This is a genomic window from Allomuricauda sp. NFXS6, assembly GCF_040148835.1.
Lineage (GTDB): Bacteria > Bacteroidota > Bacteroidia > Flavobacteriales > Flavobacteriaceae > Flagellimonas.
Map to the genome: position 1 here is coordinate 1 of NZ_JAGEMG010000007.1, position 21,647 is coordinate 21,647.

The 21,647-nt window shown below is 41.1% G+C and carries 14 protein-coding genes; 5 read left to right on the top strand and 9 right to left on the bottom strand.

Annotation, left to right across the window (positions count from 1 at the left end; all coding sequences use genetic code 11):
* Positions 1 to 141 precede the first annotated feature (141 nt).
* From J4E06_RS11200 to J4E06_RS11215, 4 genes are all read right to left on the bottom strand, one after another.
* Positions 142 to 711 carry a hypothetical protein gene (locus J4E06_RS11200; protein ID WP_349524003.1) on the bottom strand — a complete coding sequence of 190 codons (570 nt, stop codon included), beginning with the start codon at positions 709 to 711 and terminating at the stop codon, positions 142 to 144.
* A 163-nt stretch (positions 712 to 874) separates the two neighbouring features.
* Positions 875 to 1,990 carry a tyrosine-type recombinase/integrase gene (locus J4E06_RS11205; RefSeq protein WP_349524004.1) on the bottom strand — a complete coding sequence of 372 codons (1,116 nt, stop codon included), beginning with the start codon at positions 1,988 to 1,990 and terminating at the stop codon, positions 875 to 877.
* Between the two features lie 152 nt (positions 1,991 to 2,142).
* Positions 2,143 to 3,261 carry a GTP cyclohydrolase gene (locus J4E06_RS11210; RefSeq protein WP_349524005.1) on the bottom strand — a complete coding sequence of 373 codons (1,119 nt, stop codon included), beginning with the start codon at positions 3,259 to 3,261 and terminating at the stop codon, positions 2,143 to 2,145.
* Between the two features lie 84 nt (positions 3,262 to 3,345).
* Positions 3,346 to 4,308 carry a transporter gene (locus J4E06_RS11215; protein WP_349524006.1) on the bottom strand — a complete coding sequence of 321 codons (963 nt, stop codon included), beginning with the start codon at positions 4,306 to 4,308 and terminating at the stop codon, positions 3,346 to 3,348.
* 87 nt (positions 4,309 to 4,395) lie between these two features.
* Here J4E06_RS11215 and J4E06_RS11220 point away from each other — a divergent pair, with 87 nt between their 5' ends.
* Genes J4E06_RS11220 through J4E06_RS11235 form a run of 4 tightly spaced genes read left to right on the top strand, consistent with a single transcriptional unit; the run spans position 4,396 to position 9,840 of the window.
* The gene (locus tag J4E06_RS11220; protein WP_349524007.1) at positions 4,396 to 4,656 is read left to right on the top strand and encodes a DUF4834 family protein; all 261 of its coding nucleotides are present in this window, start codon (positions 4,396 to 4,398) and stop codon (positions 4,654 to 4,656) included.
* Positions 4,657 to 4,680: 24 nt separating this feature from the next.
* Positions 4,681 to 7,119 (top strand): YfhO family protein, encoded by a 2,439-nt coding sequence (locus tag J4E06_RS11225; protein WP_349524008.1) that lies wholly within the window; start codon positions 4,681 to 4,683, stop codon positions 7,117 to 7,119.
* Positions 7,112 to 8,380, top strand: coding sequence for a glycosyltransferase (locus J4E06_RS11230; RefSeq protein ID WP_349524234.1), 1,269 nt, complete (start codon positions 7,112 to 7,114; stop codon positions 8,378 to 8,380). Before J4E06_RS11225 ends, J4E06_RS11230 begins: the two co-directional genes overlap by 8 nt.
* The gene (locus tag J4E06_RS11235; RefSeq protein ID WP_349524009.1) at positions 8,380 to 9,840 is read left to right on the top strand and encodes a lipopolysaccharide biosynthesis protein; all 1,461 of its coding nucleotides are present in this window, start codon (positions 8,380 to 8,382) and stop codon (positions 9,838 to 9,840) included. Before J4E06_RS11230 ends, J4E06_RS11235 begins: the two co-directional genes overlap by 1 nt.
* 50 nt (positions 9,841 to 9,890) lie before the next feature.
* On the opposite strand, the gene J4E06_RS11240 is transcribed toward J4E06_RS11235, so the two are convergent.
* The 5 genes from J4E06_RS11240 to uvrA all read right to left on the bottom strand — a co-directional run bounded on the left by J4E06_RS11240 (position 9,891) and on the right by uvrA (position 20,576).
* On the bottom strand, positions 9,891 to 11,105 hold the full coding sequence (locus J4E06_RS11240; RefSeq protein WP_349524010.1) for a hypothetical protein: 1,215 nt from the start codon (positions 11,103 to 11,105) through the stop codon (positions 9,891 to 9,893).
* Positions 11,106 to 11,221: 116 nt separating this feature from the next.
* Complete coding sequence (locus J4E06_RS11245; protein ID WP_349524011.1) at positions 11,222 to 13,156, bottom strand: OmpA family protein; 1,935 nt, start codon at positions 13,154 to 13,156, stop codon at positions 11,222 to 11,224.
* Positions 13,157 to 13,166: 10 nt separating this feature from the next.
* Positions 13,167 to 14,123 carry a PorP/SprF family type IX secretion system membrane protein gene (locus J4E06_RS11250; protein WP_349524235.1) on the bottom strand — a complete coding sequence of 319 codons (957 nt, stop codon included), beginning with the start codon at positions 14,121 to 14,123 and terminating at the stop codon, positions 13,167 to 13,169.
* A 47-nt stretch (positions 14,124 to 14,170) separates the two neighbouring features.
* On the bottom strand, positions 14,171 to 17,482 hold the full coding sequence (locus tag J4E06_RS11255; protein ID WP_502877349.1) for a T9SS type B sorting domain-containing protein: 3,312 nt from the start codon (positions 17,480 to 17,482) through the stop codon (positions 14,171 to 14,173).
* A gap of 316 nt (positions 17,483 to 17,798) precedes the next feature.
* Entirely contained in the window at positions 17,799 to 20,576 is a 2,778-nt protein-coding gene (uvrA, locus tag J4E06_RS11260; RefSeq protein ID WP_349524013.1) for an excinuclease ABC subunit UvrA, read from the bottom strand.
* Between the two features lie 252 nt (positions 20,577 to 20,828).
* Here uvrA and J4E06_RS11265 point away from each other — a divergent pair, with 252 nt between their 5' ends.
* The gene (locus J4E06_RS11265; RefSeq protein WP_349524014.1) at positions 20,829 to 21,413 is read left to right on the top strand and encodes an RNA polymerase sigma factor; all 585 of its coding nucleotides are present in this window, start codon (positions 20,829 to 20,831) and stop codon (positions 21,411 to 21,413) included.
* Positions 21,414 to 21,647: the final 234 nt, after the last annotated feature.

The following is a 21,647-nucleotide window of genomic DNA, read 5'->3' on the forward strand; positions in this document are numbered from 1 at the left end:
TGGGATATGTGTCCCCTAAACAATATCTGGAACTCAATTCCTTGTGCGGTACCGCACAAGGAATTGAAAACGATAACTTTGATGAAGTTTTAGAAAAATAAGCAGTTCTATCTAAGGGAAGTCTACACTTTTTATTTTTAATTACCAAAATTTCCACCAAGGTTTTTTATTATCATATCTGTGGTAGCTTCCACCTTCCAAAGTTTTTGAATTAAGGTCATATGAAAATTCAACCCATTCATCCGCATCATACATTGGGTCATACGAAAGTCCCTTTACTATACTTTCTTCAATTTGAATCTCTTTAAGACCATCCCAAGAAATTCTTTCCGAATCCCAGTGAGTTCCATTTTGTTTAATTATTGTCAAGTTTGTTTGATCTTGCAGTACAAGGTCTCCATTATTGACCTTAAAAACATTTGAATAACCAACTCCAAAAACATCTACTTGCTTTTCGCTACTTGGATTCATTAAATAGCAAGTCCCGTTGGCAATAATCAGCAGGTCATTTGACTCTTCAAGTTCAATTACTTCTTTAAGGTCTGTCCAACCTGGTTGAAAGTTCGCTACCCAATCGGTACCGTCATTTCTAAAAAAACGAACTACTACACCTTCAGAGTAAAAAGGCTCTCCACTTTCACTTATTGGAACATACATTGGTCCATAGGTCGGAAGTGAATCAAGAATCTCGTATCGTTTTTCTGTCGTCATATAGTTCCTTGGTGCCGTTCTTTTAGCTTGTGCACAACTTGATTATATGCTGAACTTTGTTGGGTATATACCGCCAATTTGGTTGGCTATGCCCAGGTTTTGTCATTTATGGTTCAGTATAGTTTTCAACGTTTTATTTACTTTCTACGCAATATAAAGATAATTATAGGTCATCAAATGGGTTGTTGATGTTTTTGATACTATTCTCCGTCACATGGGTATAGATCATGGTGGTCTTAGGACTATTATGCCCCAAAAGTTCTTGGATATAGCGTATATCGGTTCCACTTTCCAATAAATGGGTCGCAAAGCTGTGCCTTAGCGTATGAAGAGTGACCTTTTTCCGTATTCCCGACGCCAGAACAGCTTTCTTTAAAACACTTTGCGCACTGCTGGTACTATATTTTGGTACATTTTGACCTTCAAAAAGGTACTCTTTCGGCCTAAACTGTTTATAATATTCCCTAAGAATCCCCAAAAAACTCGCAGAAAGCAAGGTGTATCTATCTTTTTTTCCTTTTGCACCCTTAATATGTATCAACATTCTTCTACTGTCAATATCATCGATTTTAAGATTAATAGCTTCACCTATTCTTAACCCTCCAGAATAGATAAGGGACAATAGCGTTTTGTGTTTAAGGTTATGGGTTACCTCAATAATAGACCTTACTTCTTCCTTGCTTAGCACAACAGGAAGTTTTTTCTCTTTCTTTGGTCTACTTAAATGTAGTGCGCCAATATCGATTTCTTTGAACAAAAAATACTTCTTTATGCCGTTGATGCATTGATTTTGATAGGAGATAGATTTTCCTTCCTTAACGATGAATTCATAATTGAAGGATTCCACCAACCTTTTTGAGTAGCTTTTTGAATTTCTCAATATAGCATACCTAAGAAAAAAACCAGTAACCTCAACATAGGTGTCCACAGTGTTCGGACTCAATCTTTTTTCCCTCAACCACCTCCTAAACCTCTCTAAATCTTGTTTATTAAGGGAGTCAATGGGCGGTAAACAAAGCTTTTCTCCCTTTTTAGGTATATCAATTCGCTTTTGCTTTAATTCGCTGTAGTCAACATAGCATTTTATCTTGCGCATATGGTTGAATACAAGATTTAAGTTTTTGGACGAATTTTTTAAATAGAAGGTGCCATCCCCATGGTTGCGTTGTAACCCATGTAAGCCAATAAGGTGTTTTTCTATTGTTTTGTCCGCTTTAAACTTGATAACAATAATTTCCTCACTGTTGTATTTCCCCGGAATCAATTTTATGGTTTTCATCCTTATTTGTTTTAGGTGCTTTGGGGATGCTGCGCCAGAGGACTGCCGAATTGAATCGATCAGTGGAACCAAATTACAAAATCAAGGGCATATGTATCCAAATCAAAAATGGGGAAATGCTCATTTTTGATAAAAACAATAAAAAGATTGTGCTACAAATTCTTTACATAGGTGCATCTGCGCTTGATCACCTTGGGGTCAAAATGTTTCCACATTTGCTGTATGGCAAGATTATCCTCTAGTTCAGGGGTTCGTATACAGTTGACCACCCCACGTTTTTTAAAGGTGTGGTGGAACTCATTAAAAATAATGGAGGTCACTCCCTTGTTCTGGTACTTGGGGTGAATACCTATTAAGTAGAAGATAGCATCTTTACTATGTTTTCTGGCATGGAGCAAATGGAAAATCCCGAAAGGGAACAATTTCCCCTTGGCTTTTTGCAAGGCTTCCGAAAAAGAGGGCATCACAATGGCAAAGGCCACCAGATTATCGTCCGCATCCACTACAAACTTAATGTACTCCGGATTAATGAAACTGATATATTTCTTCTTGAAATACTCCTTTTGGATATCCGTAATCTTTACAAAGGAAGATAGCTTGGCGTAGGTCTCGTTAAAAAGGTCGAACATCTTGTCCACCCAAGGCATAATGTCCGCACTTTTGTCAAAATTCAATTCCCTGAGGCCATAGCGCTTTTTGATCAGAACATTGGCCTTGGCAAACAGTTTTGGGTCGGCATTGGCCGCCGGAAACTTGCTTTCTCGGTATTCCTTTTCCTTGGTAAATCCGTGTTTTTCGTAATGCGATTGGTAGTACGGATGGTTGTACCAGGTCACCATGGTACCAATATGGTCAAAGCCCTCGGTGAGTACGCCCACTTTGTCCAAATTGGAAAAGCCCACAGGGCCTTCCATATACTCCAATTCGTTTGCTTTGCCGATTTCCCGGACTTTGTCCAGCAAGGCTTTGGATACCTCCGGGTCGTCCTCAAAATCGAACCAACCAAAACGCATTTTCTTCAAGCCTTGTTCCTTAACTTCCAACCAATTGATAATGGCCGCTACGCGCCCAACGATCTTGTTGTTTTTGTAGGCCAAAAAGAATTGTGCCTCTGCCGATTTAAAAACAGGGTTAACCTCCTTGTCAAAAGATGCCATTTCATCTTTGATGATAGGGGGTACCCAATACGGAGAATCTTTGTAGAGCGAAAAAGGAAATTTTACGAAACGCTTTAAGTCCGATTTGGACTGAACCTGCTTAACGGTTACCATAGTTGCAAATTAATGCCCAATATTAGCAATATTACTTGCAGTAGAAAAATGAAGTTCGCGGAAAACGCAAAAAACTAAGATGGTCTAGTTCTTTTTATTGCGCTTTCTTGATTTTTTGTTGGCGTTCTTTTTGATTTTTCCGTTCATACCCGATTGTTGTTCATTGATGGGTATCATTTCATCTTTATGGAAATCCAAACGGTAGGAGAATCCAAGCACCACAAAAATGCGGGAAGGGTCATTTTTAAAATTGGAGCCCAAATGAAAATCTGCTTGAAAATTACGGTTGATCAGGCGGGCCACACCCGTTCTTAAAATAATATCGGAATAGCGGTCGCCAGAAATGCCTTGCCCTTCAAAGAAAACGCTCCATCTAGGATCACGAAAAGCGTGGGTCAACGATAGGGCGTAGCGCCATTCGGGAGCATCGGTGGTAATACGGTCGTAGGCAATGTTGGAAATTAATACAAACCTTGGTGAGAGCCTGCTCTGTGTTTGGATGCCGCCACGGTAGGAGACGGTGGGTTCCCCAGGATAAAACGGATTGTCGCCCAATACAAAATTGGCTCCACCGTAAACGGATACGGCAGGAATCAAGTTCTTCCATTGAAACACATTGTTTGCCCTCCAACTATATAAATTGGGCTTGCTTCGTTCCGGGTCTTTAAAGGGATCAAAAACCAAGTATTTTAAACCCACTCGGTTTCGGGAAAAATTGGTCAGATTGCCCTCGATGCCCAAATCGGGATAGGTGATGTTTTGAGATATGAAAGACCCCTCGGCAATGACCTCCAGTTCTTCAAAAAGCAGACCGTACCTAAAGGCGTAGTCCGCCCCAAAAATGTTGGAGTCCGAATTTAAATCGACATTATCCTGTTGCTCGTACAACATTCCCACTTCGGCCTGAACCACATTTTTACCAACGGCATAGGCACTTGCGGCCCTTCCAGGTCTGTTGGAATTGATGACATCGGTATATTGGGCGAAAATAAAAGTTGGGGTTAGAACGAAAAGAAACAATGACTTTTTGATCATGGAAATGTCCATATAACTGGGTTTTTAATACTATTTTAAGATACGTTTGATGGGTTTACCGGACTAACAGTGTAAATTTGATACAATAACTAAGGTTATATGGTTTTATTACAAACGATTTTAATCGTCATATTAGTATACTACGGACTCAAATTACTTTTGAAGTGGCTGGCTCCGAAGCTTCTGAACTATGCCGTTAAGAAGACGAGCGAACGTTTTGGGCAACAGTTCGGAAACCCGCAAGATTTTGATAACTCGCAAACTAAGGAAGGGGAGACCGTTGTTTCCAAAAAACCGCCCCGTAGATCCAATCCCTCAAAAAAAGTTGGAGAATACATAGATTTTGAGGAAATTGATTAATATTTGCCGAATCAAAACCTATCCATGAATCTTTCTCCAAAAGCCATTATCACCCACATTTGTGTAATCGGTTTATTTATTCTTGCATCGCTGGTCTATTTTTATCCAACATTGCAGGGAAAAGCCATTTATCAGTCGGACATTGCCCAGTACAAGGGCATGGCCCAAGAACGTGACGCATACAAAGAGGTTACTGGAGAGGAATCCTATTGGACCAATAGTGCTTTTGGCGGAATGCCCACCTATCAATTGGGAGCCAATTATCCGCATAATTACGTAAAGGAATTGGACCGTTTGATTCGGTTTTTGCCCAGACCTGCGGATTATCTTTTTCTCTATTTGATAGGGTTTTACATACTATTGCTATGTCTCAAGGTCGATTTTAGGCTGGCTGCTTTGGGCGCGCTCGCCTTTGGTTTTTCCACCTATCTGATTATTATTCTCGGCGTGGGGCACAATGCAAAAGCACACGCTTTGGGCTATATCCCGATGGTTTTGGGTGGGATAGTGCTCGTTTTTCGAAAAAAATACATTTTAGGCTTTATACTGACCGCATTGGCGATGGCACTCGAGATTAGCGCCAATCACTACCAAATGACGTATTATTTTATGCTCTTGGTGTTGGTGATGGGTCTGGTTTATCTCATTTATGCCATCAAGGAAAAAGAACTTAAACACTTTTTTGCTTCCGTAGGTATTTTGGTTTTGGCCGTGGTGCTGTCCATTTTTACCAATGCCACAAGCCTAATGGCCACCAAGGAGTATGCCGATTGGAGCACCCGAGGGACATCGGAACTGACGATAAATCCGGATGGGAGCGAAAAACCGGTTTCCACTGGCTTGGACTACGATTACATCACACAATACAGCTACGGAATTGCAGAGTCACTCAATCTGTTTGCGCCCCGTTTGTTCGGAGGTTCGGGCAGCGAAGATCTGGGCAAGGATTCCAAAGCTTATGAGTATTTGACCAACCAAGGATTATCACCCACCAAAGCCGTTGAATTTTCCAGTAGTTTGCCCCTGTATTGGGGCGACCAACCGATTGTGGCGGCCCCAGCCTACGTGGGAGCCATAGTTTTCTTTTTGTTTCTGTTGGGCGTATTTCTGGTGGATGGCAAAAAGAAATGGTGGTTGTTGTCAGGTGCTATTTTATCCTTGCTGCTTTCGTGGGGCAGAAATTTTCCCCTGCTCACCAATTTTATGATCGATTACTTCCCACTCTACAACAAGTTCAGGGCGGTATCATCAATTCAAGTAGTATTGGAACTTTGTTTGCCTGTACTCGGAATTTTGGGAATACGGGAATTGTTTAAATCATCGGTCGACCAAAAAGAAAAGCTCAAAGCACTAAAGCTAAGTTTCTTTGTTTCCGTAGGACTGGGCATCTTTATTTTCTTACTGAAAGGGTTCTTTGATTTTGAAGGACTGCGAGACGAAACCTATCGCGGGTATTTTGGAGATGAATTGATGACGATGATCCAACGTGATCGTGAAGCGGTTTATATTAGCGATACCTTCCGTTCGTTGATTTATGTGGTCTTGGCCGCTGCTGCGTTGTGGTTCTTTATCAAAGATAAAATCAATAAGAATATTTTGGTCTTTGCATTGGGTGCGCTTATCCTGTTTGATTTAGTAGGCGTGGACCTCCGTTATGTGAACGAGGACGATTTTGTACGCCAACGTCAGGTAAACCAACCCTTCCAAGCCAATCAAATTGATCAAATGATTCAACAGGACGATTCCATCTATCGGGTATTTGATCCTCAAGAAGGTATCAACGGGGCACGGACTTCGTATTTTCATAAATCCATTGGTGGTTATCACGCGGCAAAGCCACGAGCGCTTCAAAATTTGTTCGAATTTCATTTGTATCAGAATAACCTTCAAGTGTTGAACATGTTGAACGTCAAATACATTATTCAACAAGATGAGGAAGGGAACAGTTTTCCTGCTGTAAATCCAGATGCTAATGGCAGCGCTTGGTTTGTGAATCAGTTGGTGCCGGTTTCTTCGGCCAATGAGGAGATTCTAAAATTAAAAGACTTTAATTCGAAAACACAGGCCGTGGTAAATACACAGGAATACCCCGAATTGACCAAATTACGGTATTCGGTGGATTCTTTGGCCCGTATTGATCTGACGGATTACCGTCCCAACAGCATCACCTACACAACCAAAAATCCAAACGATGGTTTTGCGGTCTTTTCCGAGATGCATTATCCTTCGGGTTGGCATGCGTTTATCGATGGAAAGCCCCAAGAACATTATCGGGTGGATTATGCACTTCGCGGTATGAAGGTCCCGGCAGGTCAGCACAAAATTGAGTTCAGGTTTGAGCCCGAAGTAGTGGAAACGGGAAGCCAAATTACCTTGGCGGCCAATATTCTATTGGGGTTGATGATTTTTGGGGGATTGGGCTTTACCTTGTTCCGTGGAAAAAAGAAAGAACCCCATGCGTAAAATCTTGGTCATAGCGTACTATTGGCCTCCAGCGGGGGGACCAGGGGTACAACGTTGGCTCAAGTTTGTAAAATACCTACCCGAATTTGGTGTTGAACCTATTGTTTATGTCCCTGAAAATCCGAGTTATCCCATTGTGGACGAAAAATTGGTTGCGGAAGTACCGGATTCCATCAAAATACTAAAACAGCCTATAAAGGAACCCTATGGCTGGGCTTCACTGCTCTCAAAAAAGAAGACCAAAACCATTAGCTCTGGAATCATTAAGGAGAAAAACCCATCATTTATAGAAAAGGTGTTGTTGTGGATTCGCGGTAATTTTTTTATTCCCGATGCTCGAAAACTGTGGGTGAAACCATCCATTTCCTATTTGGCCAAAGTGATTGCAGATGAAGGCATTCAAACCATAGTTACCACAGGGCCACCACATAGTTTGCATTTGATTGGATTGGGACTTAAAAAGAAATACAACATCCAGTGGATTGCCGATTTTCGCGATCCTTGGACCTCCATTGGGTATCATAAAAAATTACGATTGACCGAATCATCCCGTCTTAAACACGAAGCGCTGGAAAAGTCGGTATTGGTGAAGGCGGATAAAATTATCGTTACCAGTAAAATCACCAAAACAGAGTTTGGGGCCATCACCCCAAAACCGATAAAGGTGATTACCAATGGTTTTGATGATGAATTGAAGCCAGTGGAATTGGATTCGAAGTTTACAATTTCCCACATCGGTTCTTTACTCACAGGTAGAAACCCTTTAGGGTTATGGCAGGCTTTACGGGAATTGATTTCCGAAAATGAAACTTTCAAAAATGCTTTACGGGTACAACTTGCTGGGGTAGTGGGGGAAGAGGTTTTGCAATCCATCAAAGACCATGGACTTACCGATTATGTTAAGCAGTTAGGCTATCTGTCCCACGACAAAGTTTTGGAAACCCAACAAAAATCGCAATTGCTTTTGTTGTTGGAGATTGATTCCGACGAAACCAAAGGCATTATCCCCGGCAAATTATTTGAATATTTCAACGCAAAGCGACCCATTTTGGCCATTGGTCCCAAGGGGTGGGAGGCTGGCGCAATGGTAGCACAGCACAAAGCAGGGAATATGTGCCTACACACCGATGTTGCAACCTTAAAAAATGTACTTTTGGATGCGTTCCACCACTACCAAAAAGGTACTTTGGTTTGCCATTCCGAAGGAGTGGAGCGGTACCATAGAAAGGCATTAACGGAATCTTTGGCTAAATTTATCTAATGGGCGTTGTTCTTAAACAATCCATACAAAATACGGCGGTAACGTATTTAGGGTTCCTTTTTGGGGCCATTAATACGTTGTTTCTCTACGTCAAGATTCTCCCTGATGCCTATTACGGTCTGGTTACCTTTATTTTGGCTTCGGGCGCTATTCTGATGCCCTTGATGGCTTTTGGAATACATAATACGATGGTGAAATATTACAGCAATCATCAGGAAGTGGAAAAGGATGGTTTTTTTACCCTAATGCTGTTGATTCCTTTGTTGGGAATAGTGCCTTTGGCCTTGGTAGTCTTTATTTGGTACGAACCCATTGGCGATTGGGTATCCCAAGTGAACCCTATGGTGAAGGATTACCTCTGGTATGTGTTTTTCGTGGGCTTGGCGATGGGTTATTTTGAGGTATTCTATTCCTGGGCAAAAGTTCATTTAAAGTCAGTTTTTGGAAATTTTATGAAGGAAGTTTTCGCTAGGATAGGGGTTTCCATTCTTTTAATACTTTTTTATTTTGATGTGATTACCTTGGACAGTTTCTTTAAATGTTTGGTGGGACTGTATCTTTTGCGGACTGTTGTTATCAAACTTTATGCATTCAGCTTAAGGGTGCCCAAGTTGGACTTTAAGTTTCCACCCTACACCAGAGAAATTCTATCCTATTCGTTTTTGATTATTTTGGGAGGCTCGGCAGCCCTTATTTTATTGGAAATAGATAAGGTGATGTTGAATCAGTTTATCAGCATTGAAAATGTGGCGTATTATGGGGTTTCGGTCTATATTGCCACGGTAATTATTGTGCCGTCCCGCGCGATGCACCAGATTACCTATCCGTTAACGGCCGAACTGTTGAACACCCGTAATGATGTTGGTTTGGATAAACTGTACAAGAAAACTTCTTTAACGCTATTTATTGCCTCGGGGATATTGTTTGTACTGATCATCCTCAACTTGAACGATTTGTATTTGATGCTTCCCGAAAATTATAGAAATGGTTTTGCTATTGTATTCTTAATCGGGTTGGCCAAGGTGATGGATTCCTTGTTGGGGAACATCAATTCCATTTTGTACAACTCCAAATATTATAAAACGGTTTTGGTTTTCGGAGTTTGCTTGGCTGCGCTGACGATTCTACTCAATTATTTATTGATACCGGAAATGGGGTTGGAGGGGGCTGCGTTGGCAAGCTTTGTTTCTATTTTAATCTTTAATCTGGTGAAGCTGATTTTCGTAAAGCTAAAATTTGGGATTTTGCCTTTTACGTCGGCCACGTTTAAAGTGTTTGCAACCTTGGTCCTTTTGGCCGTATTGTTTGATTTGTTGCAATTTCAGTTTCATCCTATTATCAATATTGGTTTAAAGTCATTGCTTATTGTAGTGATGTATGTGGGTATTTTGTACCGCTTCAATATTTCGGAAGATGTTACGGGCTTCTTATCCAAATGGCTCAAAAAAAATACCCCGTAGCGAATAAATTCAACTACGGGGTAAACAACTAACCAACCTAAAAAAACTATCTAATTATTTCTTCTGGACGCACCTCTGGAGCTACTTGTTCTAGCACTACTTTTTCTGTTGCCAGAGCTTCTGCTCACACTTGGCCTAGAAGTAGTTTTTCTGCTTACAGAACTTTTTCTAACACTAGGTCTAGTGCTTCTGGAAACGGCTTTCCTTGATGAAGAGTTTCCCCTGCTCACCGTAGACCTGCTTGATGTTCTCGCTGTGGTCTGTGGTTTTCTGTATGTACTTTGAGCAGAACGTTTTACGGTTCTATTGTTTGTACTTGGGGCTACTTTTCTGGAACTTGTGCTTCTACTGGTAACCGCACGGTTTCCCTTGTTGTTGGAAGCCGTTATTCTTCCAGATCTATTTACATTATTAGACTTTCTATAAGTATTGCTTCTAGAGTCTCTTGAAGCTACTTGCTGTCTTTTAACAGTATTGCTGGAACGGTTTACCGCTGTGTTTCCTCTTCTTGAAGAATTTTTTGATACCGTGGCATTGCTTCTACCGTAATCAGCTCTTCTGCTCGCATTATTGCGTACAGAAACTCTTCTGTCATTTCTATAGATATTATCTCTTCTATGCTTATTGTTATTTCTATAAACATTGCCTACACGGGCATAAGCACGTCTTGCATTGTTTCGATAGGGGGCATAGTAAGTGTATCTTACAGGTCTATAATACCTTCTATATGGTCTTGCATATACATTACAGAATCCAACTGCGGGTCTTGCAAAATATCTATGGAACGGTCTGTACACATATCTTCTATTGTAAATATTGATATATCCTGTGTAGTGACTGAAAACACCTCCATTGTAGAATATGTTCAATCCACCTACTCGACGAACCCTACCATTATTATACCAGATATCCACGTTTCCAATTTGTGAAACACGTCCGTAGTAATCATAATAAATAGGAGTGTTCTCTACTTGAATCACAGCACCATAAGCATCGTACTGAACAAATGGATTGTAATTATATCCTGAGTTAAAGGTGATTCCAACGTTTCCGATTTGCGCGCCAACGCCCACATTTACCCTGTTGTCTATGTAGAAATCGAACTCACCATCTGGATACACCGAGAAGGTTACACCATCTTCCACAAAAATGAAAGAATTTCCATATCGGTAATTGGTGGCAGTGGCCACTGTGTTGGTGGTTTCCGCTTGGATACTTGGTATTCCAAAAAGAACCGCTGCTATAATGAGTACTAACTTTTTCATACTACAAGGTTTTAAGTTCTAGATGCAACTATTTACATCCACCTTAAAACATACAATCAGCGTGCCAAAAATTATAACACGCTGATTATCAATATAAAAAAACTAAAAAGAAGTACTTATTTGATGATGAACATCGATCTTCTATTCAATTGATGTGCTTCTTCGGTGCAGTTTGCGCCATTGGAGCAGTTATTAACCAATTGTGATTCACCATACCCTTTTGAGGATAGTCTGTCTCGATCAATTCCCTTGTCGACCAACCATTCAAGAGTGGATTTAGCCCTTCTTTCGGACAATTGCATGTTGTAGGCATCATCTCCTCTGGAATCGGTATGGGATTCTATATGGATGTTCAATTGAGGATATTCCTTCATTGCTTCCAATATTTTGGCCAATTCCACTTCGGCATCTGAACGTATGTTATGTTTGTCAAAATCAAAATAGATGGGTTGCAGATCCAATCGGCATCCCAAATCGTTAACTGGGCAATCGGGTGGGGTAAGGGCCAAGTCCACTTGAAGCATCATGGACCCTTCGGGAGTCGTTACAACTTTTTCAAGGGGTTGATATTCCTTTTCGTCGTTGGATGCCCTTATTATATATTGGTTTTCACAATTAATATTATCCTCAAACTCATAATTACCATTGGCTTTCGTGACTTGCTGGGACACCATTTGGTTATCATTATCAATAAGGTAAACGAGGGAACCATCCAACGGCTCTCCAGTTTTGGCATCTGTAATGGCACCATAAATCACTGGTTTACAGTTTTCGGTAATGAGGTAGATATCATCTGAACTACTTCCACCTTCACCTTCTCTATTTGAGGAAAGGTATCCTATTTTTTCTTCTTCTTTTACAATAAATCCGAAATCATCTTGATTTGAATTAATGGGCTGTTCGAGGTTTTTAACCTCATAGAACCCTTGTGTATCATTATGGGAAGCTCTGAAAACATCCAGACCTCCGAGCCCTACGTGGCCATTACTTGAGAAGAAGAGTCTATTTTTATCACTTATAAAAGGAAAGGTTTCTCGCTCCTCGGTATTAATTGCAGGACCAAGGTTTACAGGTTTACCGTAATTACCGTTTTCCAGAATGTCCACGTACCAAATATCCGATTCACCCAAAGTACCGTCCATGTTGGATGAAAAATACAAACGGGTTTCCTCTTGGTTCAAGGCAGGGTGCGCCACAGAATAGGAATCGTCGTTAAAAGGCAGCTCTTGTACATTGCTCCATGTTCCGTCATCATTTTTGGTGGCTTTGTATATTTTTAAACTGACCAATCGTTTTTTGCCACGCTTCTTTTTTCCATCTATGTAGTTGTTGCGGGTAAAGTAAACGGTTTGTCCATCTTTGGTAAAAACGGCGGAAGATTCGTGGTAAGGTGATTTAAGGTCTCCCTCTAATTGCTTCACATTCTTGAACTTTCCATCTTCACCGATCTCTGCTTCAAATAGGTCTAAATAGGGGAGGCCGTTCCAGTCGTGAATTTTATTCCCCTCTGTATTGATGGATGAGGAAGCAAATACAATTTTATCCCCGTAAAAGGAGGGACCAAAATCTGATCCTGTTAAATCCATTGTGACATTGGTGACTTTGAATTTTTTGTTTTCGGAGTTGGCCAGTTCCTCAAAGGCTTGCCAATTGTTCATTTGTTCTTGTGCCAAAGCAGAGCCTTCGGAAGATTGAGTGAATTTTTCCATCATGGCTTTGGATTTTTCGTAATCACCAACACTTTTAAGGGTTTGTGCTACTCGGAAATAATATTCTGGCTTTACCTCATTAGGGTAGTTGCTCACTAATTTTTGGTACCATTTATTGGCTTCGGTATATTCGCTATTAAAATAGTAGGTGTCCCCTAATTTTTCAAATATTTGAGCAGATTCGTAACCATCTCTGACTACATTCAAATATATTTTTCGAGCGTCGATATAGTCGTAGCTTTCAAACTCTTCGTTTGCTTTTTTGATTTTATTCTCTTGGGCAAAGATGTTACCGACCAATAAAAGGACGGAACACACGCTTATGATTATTCTTTTTTTCATCATGATTGTTTTAAAAGAATCTAGGGGTGACTATCCTGTCCGATTTGTTGAATATGTCGAAACGAAGAAATACTTCGTAGGAGCCATCACTATATTGTTCAATATCGGTGGATTGATAATCGTAGGCAACCCCCGCAAAGAAACCGGGTGATATTTGAAATCCTGCCAATGCACTTACAGAAGCACTCCACCGGTAGGAAGCTCCCAGGGTGAACTTTTCATTGATCAGGAAATTGGCCGACATGTCCCACTGCAATGGGGAACCACTCACGTATTTGAACAACGTGGCAGGCTTAAATTTCAAGTTCTCGTTTAGATCGAACACATATCCGGTAATAAAGAAATAGTGCAATCTTTCAATAGCGATATCATCGGTATTGCCATTTTCCAAGGAACTTTCATCAAAATGTCGGGTATTCAAAAAGTTGGGAACGGATAATCCGGCATAAAATCTATCAGTGTTTAGGTAAAGTCCTGCCCCGATTTGCGGTTGCAGTTCATTGTCGACATTGGTTTGAAAATGGGGGTCATTAGGATCAAAAATGTTTAATTTGCTATAATCAACATCCAACATGTCCAAACCAGCTTTTAAGCCAAAGGAAAGTTTAGTGTCATACGATAGGTTTAAGGAATACGAATAATCTACAACCACATTGGATTCCATGGCGGGACCAATTCTGTCATAAACGATGGATAGGCCAAGCCCCATGTTATCGTATAATCCAATTGGTGAATTTACGGTGAAAGTGCCTGTTTCCGGTGAACCTTTCAGGCTTGCCCATTGGGTTCTGCCCAAAAGACCAAAACTCAATACTTCTCTGTTACCTGCGTAGGCTGGGTTTACTACTTGGGTATTGTACATGTATTGCGTGTACTGAGGATCTTGTTGAGCTGTTGCCGTGGACATGACGGAAAGAAACACTAATGCCAATAAGCAACAGTTTCTATATGTTTTAAGATGTGTCATCTTGGTTATAAGTTCTTGGTTCTTGATTTGTTTATTGTTTGGCTCCATTAGTCTCTATTTATATAGAGATATCCTGAGTAACTTTCTTCGCCAGGATTGTCTGCTCCTGTGAAGGTTAATATGTAGAAATAGGTGCCACTAGGGAGTTCCCGTTCCTTCTGTATTGTAGCCCTGCCTTCGGAAATACCGTAGAAAAGATTATTGCCCTGTCCATAACTATTGATTTCATAGACTTGAACTCCCCAACGATTGAATATTTTAACGTTGTTATCCGGGTAGTTCTCTATACCTTTTATTCGGAAGAAATCGTTAAGGCCATCGCCATTGGGTGTTATTCCATTGAAGATTTCGAAACTTGCTGGCGAGCCACCGTCTGTGCAGGTATTGTTGGGAACAACGGTAGTGGTGGGATTATCTTCTGCCAAATCTGTGTGGTCAGACAGGTCCATTATCTGTATATTAAAGCCAGATAGGTTTGCAACCACATTTGCTTGATTCTCCACAAAACCTTCATCAATATCGGTTTGTTGGATGATATAAATGGCTTCGTAGTCCCAGGATTCACCAACTGACAGCACTCCGTCATCATTTATATCAGTATCATTCAATGGCCCTTGAATATTATTATTCACAAGCTCATCCTCTATGATAACATTATCTAAATCTACGTCCCCTATATTGGTAACGGTGAAGATATATCGAATGATGTCATCGCACAGGTCCCCATTATTATCGGAAAGGATGCCTGTTTTTATCATTCCGATTCTTGCTTCGCCACTACTTTCGGCACAGGCATCATCGGGAACAATAGTCCTGGTAGGAGCATTTCCATCAAGACTAGTGTTGTCGGACAGGTCGGATACTGGTACATCGGTTCCCACGACCTCCCCGTTCACCGTTGCTTGGTTGACCACTACAGCATTATCGATGTCTTCTTGGGTGATTGCGTAAAGGGCTTCATAGATCCAGGTCTCCCCAACGGACAGGATGTTGTCATCACCGTCATCGCTACCGTTCACAGGGCCGGGCACCTCACCATCGAGAAGTTCATCCTCCAATGTTATCTCATCGATGTCCACGTCCCCTGTATTGGTCAGGGTAAAAGTGTAGAGGATACTGTCCATACAACCGTCTCCATCTGTATCTACGACTATTCCCTCCTTTATCAAACCTATACTTGCCGAACCTTCGGTACAGGCATCGTCCGGCACGGCCGTTCTGGTTGGCTCGTCCTCGAACGGGCTGTCATCGTCCGATAGGTCGGATAGCGGTACGTCGGTACCTACAATCTCCCCGTTTACTGTGGCCTGGTTGGCCACTGCCGCGTTGTCAATGTCCTGTTGGGTGATTTCGTAAAGGGCTTCGTAAGTCCATGTTTCACCTACTGATAGGATGCCATCATCACCGTCATCGCTGCCGTCCAGTGGGCCGGGCACCTCACCACCGAGAAGTTCATCTTCCAAGATTATCTCGTCAATATCCACATCCCCAGTGTTGGTGAGGGTGAAGGTGTAGAGGATACTGTCCATACAACCGTCTCCATCTATATCTACGACTATTCCCTCCTTTATCAAACCTATACTTGCCGAACCTTCGGTGCAGGCATCGTCCGGCACGGCCGTTCTGGTTGGCTCGTCCTCGAACAGGCTGTCATCGTCCGATAGGTCGGATACCGGGACGTCGGTGCCTACAATCTCCCCGTTTACTGTGGCCTGGTTGGCCACTGCCGCGTTGTCAATGTCCTGTTGGGTGATTTCGTAAAGGGCTTCATAAGTCCATGTTTCACCTACTGATAGGATTCCGTCATTACCGGTATCGCTACCGTTCACAGGGCCGGACACCTCACCTTCGAGAAGTTCATCCTCCAATGTTATCTTATCGATGTCCACGTCCCCGGTATTGGTCAGGGTAAAAGTGTAGAGGATATTGTCCAGACAACCGTTTCCATCTATATCTACGACTACGCCCTCCTTTATCAAGCCTATACTTGCCGAACCTTCGGTACAGGCGTCGTCCGGTACGGCTGTTCTTGTGGGGTCATCTTCCAAAAGACTGTCATCATCTGATAGGTCGGATACCGGTACATCCGATAAGGTAAGAGCAGTAACGGTAGCCTGATTGACTATTGCTTCGTTATCGATGTCCTGTTGTGTGATGCCATATATGCCTTGATAGGTCCAGGTCTCACCTACAGACAAGATGCCGTCCTCACCATTATCGCTACCGTCCACAGGGCCTGGTATTTCTCCATTGAACAAAGGGTCCTCAACCAATATCTCCACCAAATCTACATCACCTGTATTGGTTACAGTGAAGGTATAAAGGATACTGTCAATACATCCGTCAGCATCTGCATCATATTGAGAGCCTTCTTTGATCATTGCAATATCTGGATTGGCACATATTGCCAAACTGACTACTGTGAGGTCATTTTCCAAGATGCTATCATCATCGGAATCATCTTCAACTGTTGTGCCCTGTCCTTGAACATCGGCTGTAACTGTTGCTTGGTTGTCCACTTGTCCGTTATTGATATCATCTGGCATAATAATATATTGGGCGGTGTATATCCACGTTTCATCGGGGTCTAGAAAGGTATCATTGTTAAGATCACCAGAATCTGGCCCGGGAATATTTCCACCTAATAATTCATCATTTAGGACTACATTTTCGAGTACGGACAATATACTCTCATTGGTAACTTCAAAAGTATATTGTATAAAATCGCAACCGGGCCCGCCTGTCGCATCCATTGGGGTACCTGTTTTGATTACCGCTATATTTGGTTGGCAATGTACCAAGCTAATTATGGTATCATCATCCTCGTTTGGGCTATCATTGTCCGAAATATCCTGGACTGTAACACCGGGTTGACCTTGTACATCGGCATCGACATTGGCTTGCCCATCCACGAATCCAGCATCTATATCTGCTTGTGTAATGATGTAGCCAGCCTCATAAATCCATGTTTCCCCAGGATCTATAAAGGTATTGTTGTTATCATCCCCGGAAAGAGGGCCTGCAATGATTCCCCCTAACAGTGGATCTGTTAGAACAACATTTTCAAGGATCTCGCCAGAATCACTTTCGTTGGTTACCTCATAGGTAAACAGTATAGAGTCGCAGCCATTTCCTGGAGAACCAGTGGCGTCCACAGTGACCCCAGTTTTGATAAGTGAAATTCTTGGAACAAAAAAATCTATTGTTGATATATACTTGGGATGCGAACCGAGTTCTGAGCCGAAGGAAACATTATTTCTAATAGTAAAAGCGAGGGTATTGGAAAAGCTGAAGAATGATAGGGCCAAAGTGAGAACTAAGAATTTTATTTTTCTGATTGAATTAAGGGTAAAGAGCATGACAGGAGTATTATATTATCGATAGTATCAAATTTGTTAGGCGTAAAAAAATTCTGGAGGTAACTCAATACAAACAGAAAGCTTAAGATGATTCGGCTGCAAATATCAACTATGATAAAAGTTTAATAGGCCAAGACTTATTGAATGCCCCCTTTCAATTGATGAATGCCTTATATGATCTGATGGAATTAAAAAGAATACTCCTTGATAAAGAAGTAATTGTAGGAATAAAAATATAATGTATATAAGTTTTTACATCTAAAATAATTTGCCAATCCAAAGGGATACCCTTAACAGTATAACTAGGGAGACCTCGTTAAAGACTTGCTTTTAAATATTTAGCTGTATAAGAATTTATATTGTCAATGACTTCCTCGGGAGTTCCTTCCACTACCAAATTTCCACCCTTGTAACCGCCTTCGGGACCAAGGTCGATGACGTAATCGGCACATTTAACCAATTCCATATTGTGCTCGATTACAATTACGGAGTGTCCTTTATCGATAAGTTCATCAAAGGATTTTAAAAGCTTTTTGATATCGTGGAAGTGAAGACCCGTTGTAGGTTCATCAAAGATGAACAAGGCTTTTTCCTTGGTGTGTCCTTTAACCAAGAACGAAGCTAGTTTTATTCGTTGTGCTTCACCACCGGAAAGGGTAGAGGAGGACTGACCCAGAGCCACGTAACCCAGGCCTACGTCTTGCAAAGGTTTCAGTTTGTTTACAATTTTGTCCTGATTATGGGTTGAAAAGTGGTCAATGGCATCATCAATGGTCATAGTAAGGATGTCGTCTATGTTTTTGCCTTCAAACTGAACTTCCAAAATTTCTTTTTTGAAACGCTTTCCATCACAGGCATCACATTCCAAATGAACATCCGCCATAAATTGCATCTCAACTGTGATTTCTCCTTCGCCCTTGCATTTTTCGCATCGGCCTCCATCTACATTAAAAGAAAAATGCTTGGCCTGGTATCCGCGAAGCTTGCTCAATTTTTGGGAGGAAAACAGGCTACGGATATCATCGTATGCCTTTATATAGGTAACTGGGTTGGAACGAGAGGAACGACCAATGGGATTCTGATCTACGAACTCCACATGTTTGATATGGGCATACTTACCTTCCATAGCCGAAAACTGACCGGCTTTTTCTCCATATCCCCCCGTTTCCTTTAATATAGAAGGATACAAAATTTTACGTACCAAAGTACTTTTTCCACTACCTGAAACCCCTGTTACCACGGTGAGCACATTGAGTGGAAAAGTGACATCAATATTTTTGAGGTTGTTTTCGCGTGCCCCCTTAATTTGAATATAATGTTTAGAATTCCTTCGTTCTTTGGGAACTGGAATTTCCATCGTCCCGTTAAGATAGGATGCTGTTAACGAATCAGATTTAAGAATGGCTTCCCAGTTTCCGGTAGCCACTACATTACCGCCCAAGGTCCCGGCTTCCGGACCTATATCGATGATTTCATCAGCAGCTTTCATGATATCCTCATCATGTTCCACTACAATAACAGTGTTGCCTAAATCACGAAGTGATTTAAGCACAACGATTAAATTTTCAGTGTCTTTTGGGTGCAGCCCAATGCTGGGTTCATCCAAAATATACATAGACCCTACCAAACTGCTCCCCAAGGATGTGGCCAGGTTGATACGTTGACTTTCCCCTCCGGACAGCGTGTTGGATTTTCTATTTAGGGTGAGGTAGCTCAAACCTACCTTGTCCAAAAAGTCCAAACGCGTAGTGATTTCCTTCAGCAATCTGTTTGAAACGGTCGTGTCATGTTCGGATAGCTGCAGTTCTTCAAAAAATGGCATTAATTGTTTAATGGGCAGTTCAATCAAATCTGAAATGGATTTTCCGCCGACCTTTACATAATCGGCTTCTTTGCGAAGCCTTTTACCTTTACATACGGAGCATCTGGTTTTTCCACGATAACGCGAAAGCATCACCCTATTCTGGATTTTATAACTCTTTTCTTCCAGTTGTTCAAAAAACTTGTGGATACCAATAAAATGCTCATTTCCTTCCCATACAAGTTGTTTTTGTTCTTCCGATAGCTCAAACCAAGGTTTGTGAATGGGAAAATCGAACTTATAAGCTGAGTTGACCAACTGGTCGCGATACCAGCCCATACTTTCTCCACGCCACGGAAAAACTGCATTTTCGTAAATGGACAAAGCGGTGTTGGGAATTACCAAATCTTCATCAATCCCGATAACATCTCCGTATCCTTCACATTTGGGGCAGGCACCGTAGGGGTTGTTAAAGCTGAAAAGGTGTACGTTGGGTTCCAAAAACTTCATTCCATCCAACTCAAACTGGTTGCTAAAAGTTTTTACTTCTCCAGTTTGAAGGTTTTCAATGGCGCATTGGCCTTTACCTTCAAAAAAGGCATTGTCCACCGCATTGGCCAAGCGGTTGTAAAAATCTTCATCATCTTTAACAATGATTCTGTCCACGACCAACTCAAACTCCCTTCCAATATCTTCGGGAGCTTGATCTATTCGAATGACTTCTCCCTTATATTTAATACGGGCATATCCCTGTTTGGAAAAAAGCTCCAGCGATTTTAGTGGTTCCCGCTCTTCCTTAATTATAATAGGGGCCAATAACAAGAGTTTATCTCTTTCGTTCAGTTCTTTTATATAATTAATGACATCCGTTACGGTGTCCTTTTTTACTTCTTTTCCCGAAACAGGGGATAGGGTCTTCCCGATTCTTGCATACAACAACTTTAGGTAATCATATATTTCGGTGGTGGTACCCACAGTTGAACGCGGGTTGGTAGAATTTACTTTTTGTTCTATGGCAATCGCAGGTGCTATACCTTTTATATAGTCCACTTTGGGTTTGTCCAATTTCCCTAAAAACTGTCGCGCGTAGGAGGACAGGCTTTCAACATATCTCCGCTGACCCTCCGCATATAAAGTATCAAAAGCCAAACTTGACTTCCCAGAACCCGATAATCCTGTGATTACCACCAATTTATTTCTTGGGATAACCACATCAATATTTTTAAGGTTATGCAGTTTGGCACCTTTAATGATAATATTCTGCTTGGGATCTACGTTAATATCGATTGCCATTTGTTAAAATTAGGGTCTCAAAGATACGATACACTACACTTAATACGTATATTGCATCAGTTAACATATAAAAATCGTCAACTCACAACATAGATTTTAGGTCGCCTGCCTATTTATCTATATTTGAAGTGTAATTAAAATCCTGATAGGCCTATACAGAATAATTACTTTTTTAAAGATTAAAAACTGAATAACTAAGGTTTTCCTTTTTAAAGGGAGGACTGTGATTTTAACCCAAAAAAAGTAATTTGTATGGAACAACTACAGATTAAAGACTCGATTTTAGTAAAGAATTATATTGACGGAGACGAAAAAGCTCTTGAAATTCTTATCAACAGGCACAACCAAAGAATCACCAGCTTTATTTATAGCAAAGTTTTGGACAGAGATGTGGCAGAGGACATCTTCCAAGACACTTTTATCAAGGTGATCAAAACCCTAAAAAAAGGAAAGTATAGTGAAGAAGGAAAGTTTTTGCCTTGGGTGATGCGAATTGCACACAACTTGGTGATCGATCATTTCCGTAAAAACAAAAGAATGCCCAAATTCGAGGGCAGCGACGACTTCAACATCTTTTCTGTTATCAAAGACGAAAAGTTGAATGCGGAGAAGCAAATCATCAAAGATCAAATTGAAAGTGATCTCACCAACTTGATTGATGAATTACCGGATGATCAGAGAGAAGTGTTGATTATGCGAATCTACAAGGACATGAGCTTCAAAGAAATTTCCGAAAACACGAATGTTAGTATCAACACAGCCTTGGGAAGAATGCGATATGCACTGATCAATCTAAGAAAAATCGTAGAGCGTAAGAATATCGTTTTAACGAATTAATCGGCATTACGTCGAAGCCTGCAATATTTCCAATCTAGCGCCGTTATATAATGGAAACAATTACTTACGCTAGAAATATGGAAAACATTTACTCTGAAGAACAAAAATCCGTAAAAACGGTAAAAGCTAGTCAGAAAACAGTAGATTTTTTGCTTAGTTTTTCGAAATCGATTCATGTAGTTGACTACAAAAAACACCAGTTTGAAGTAACATTGAATTAATTTAAGGATCAAA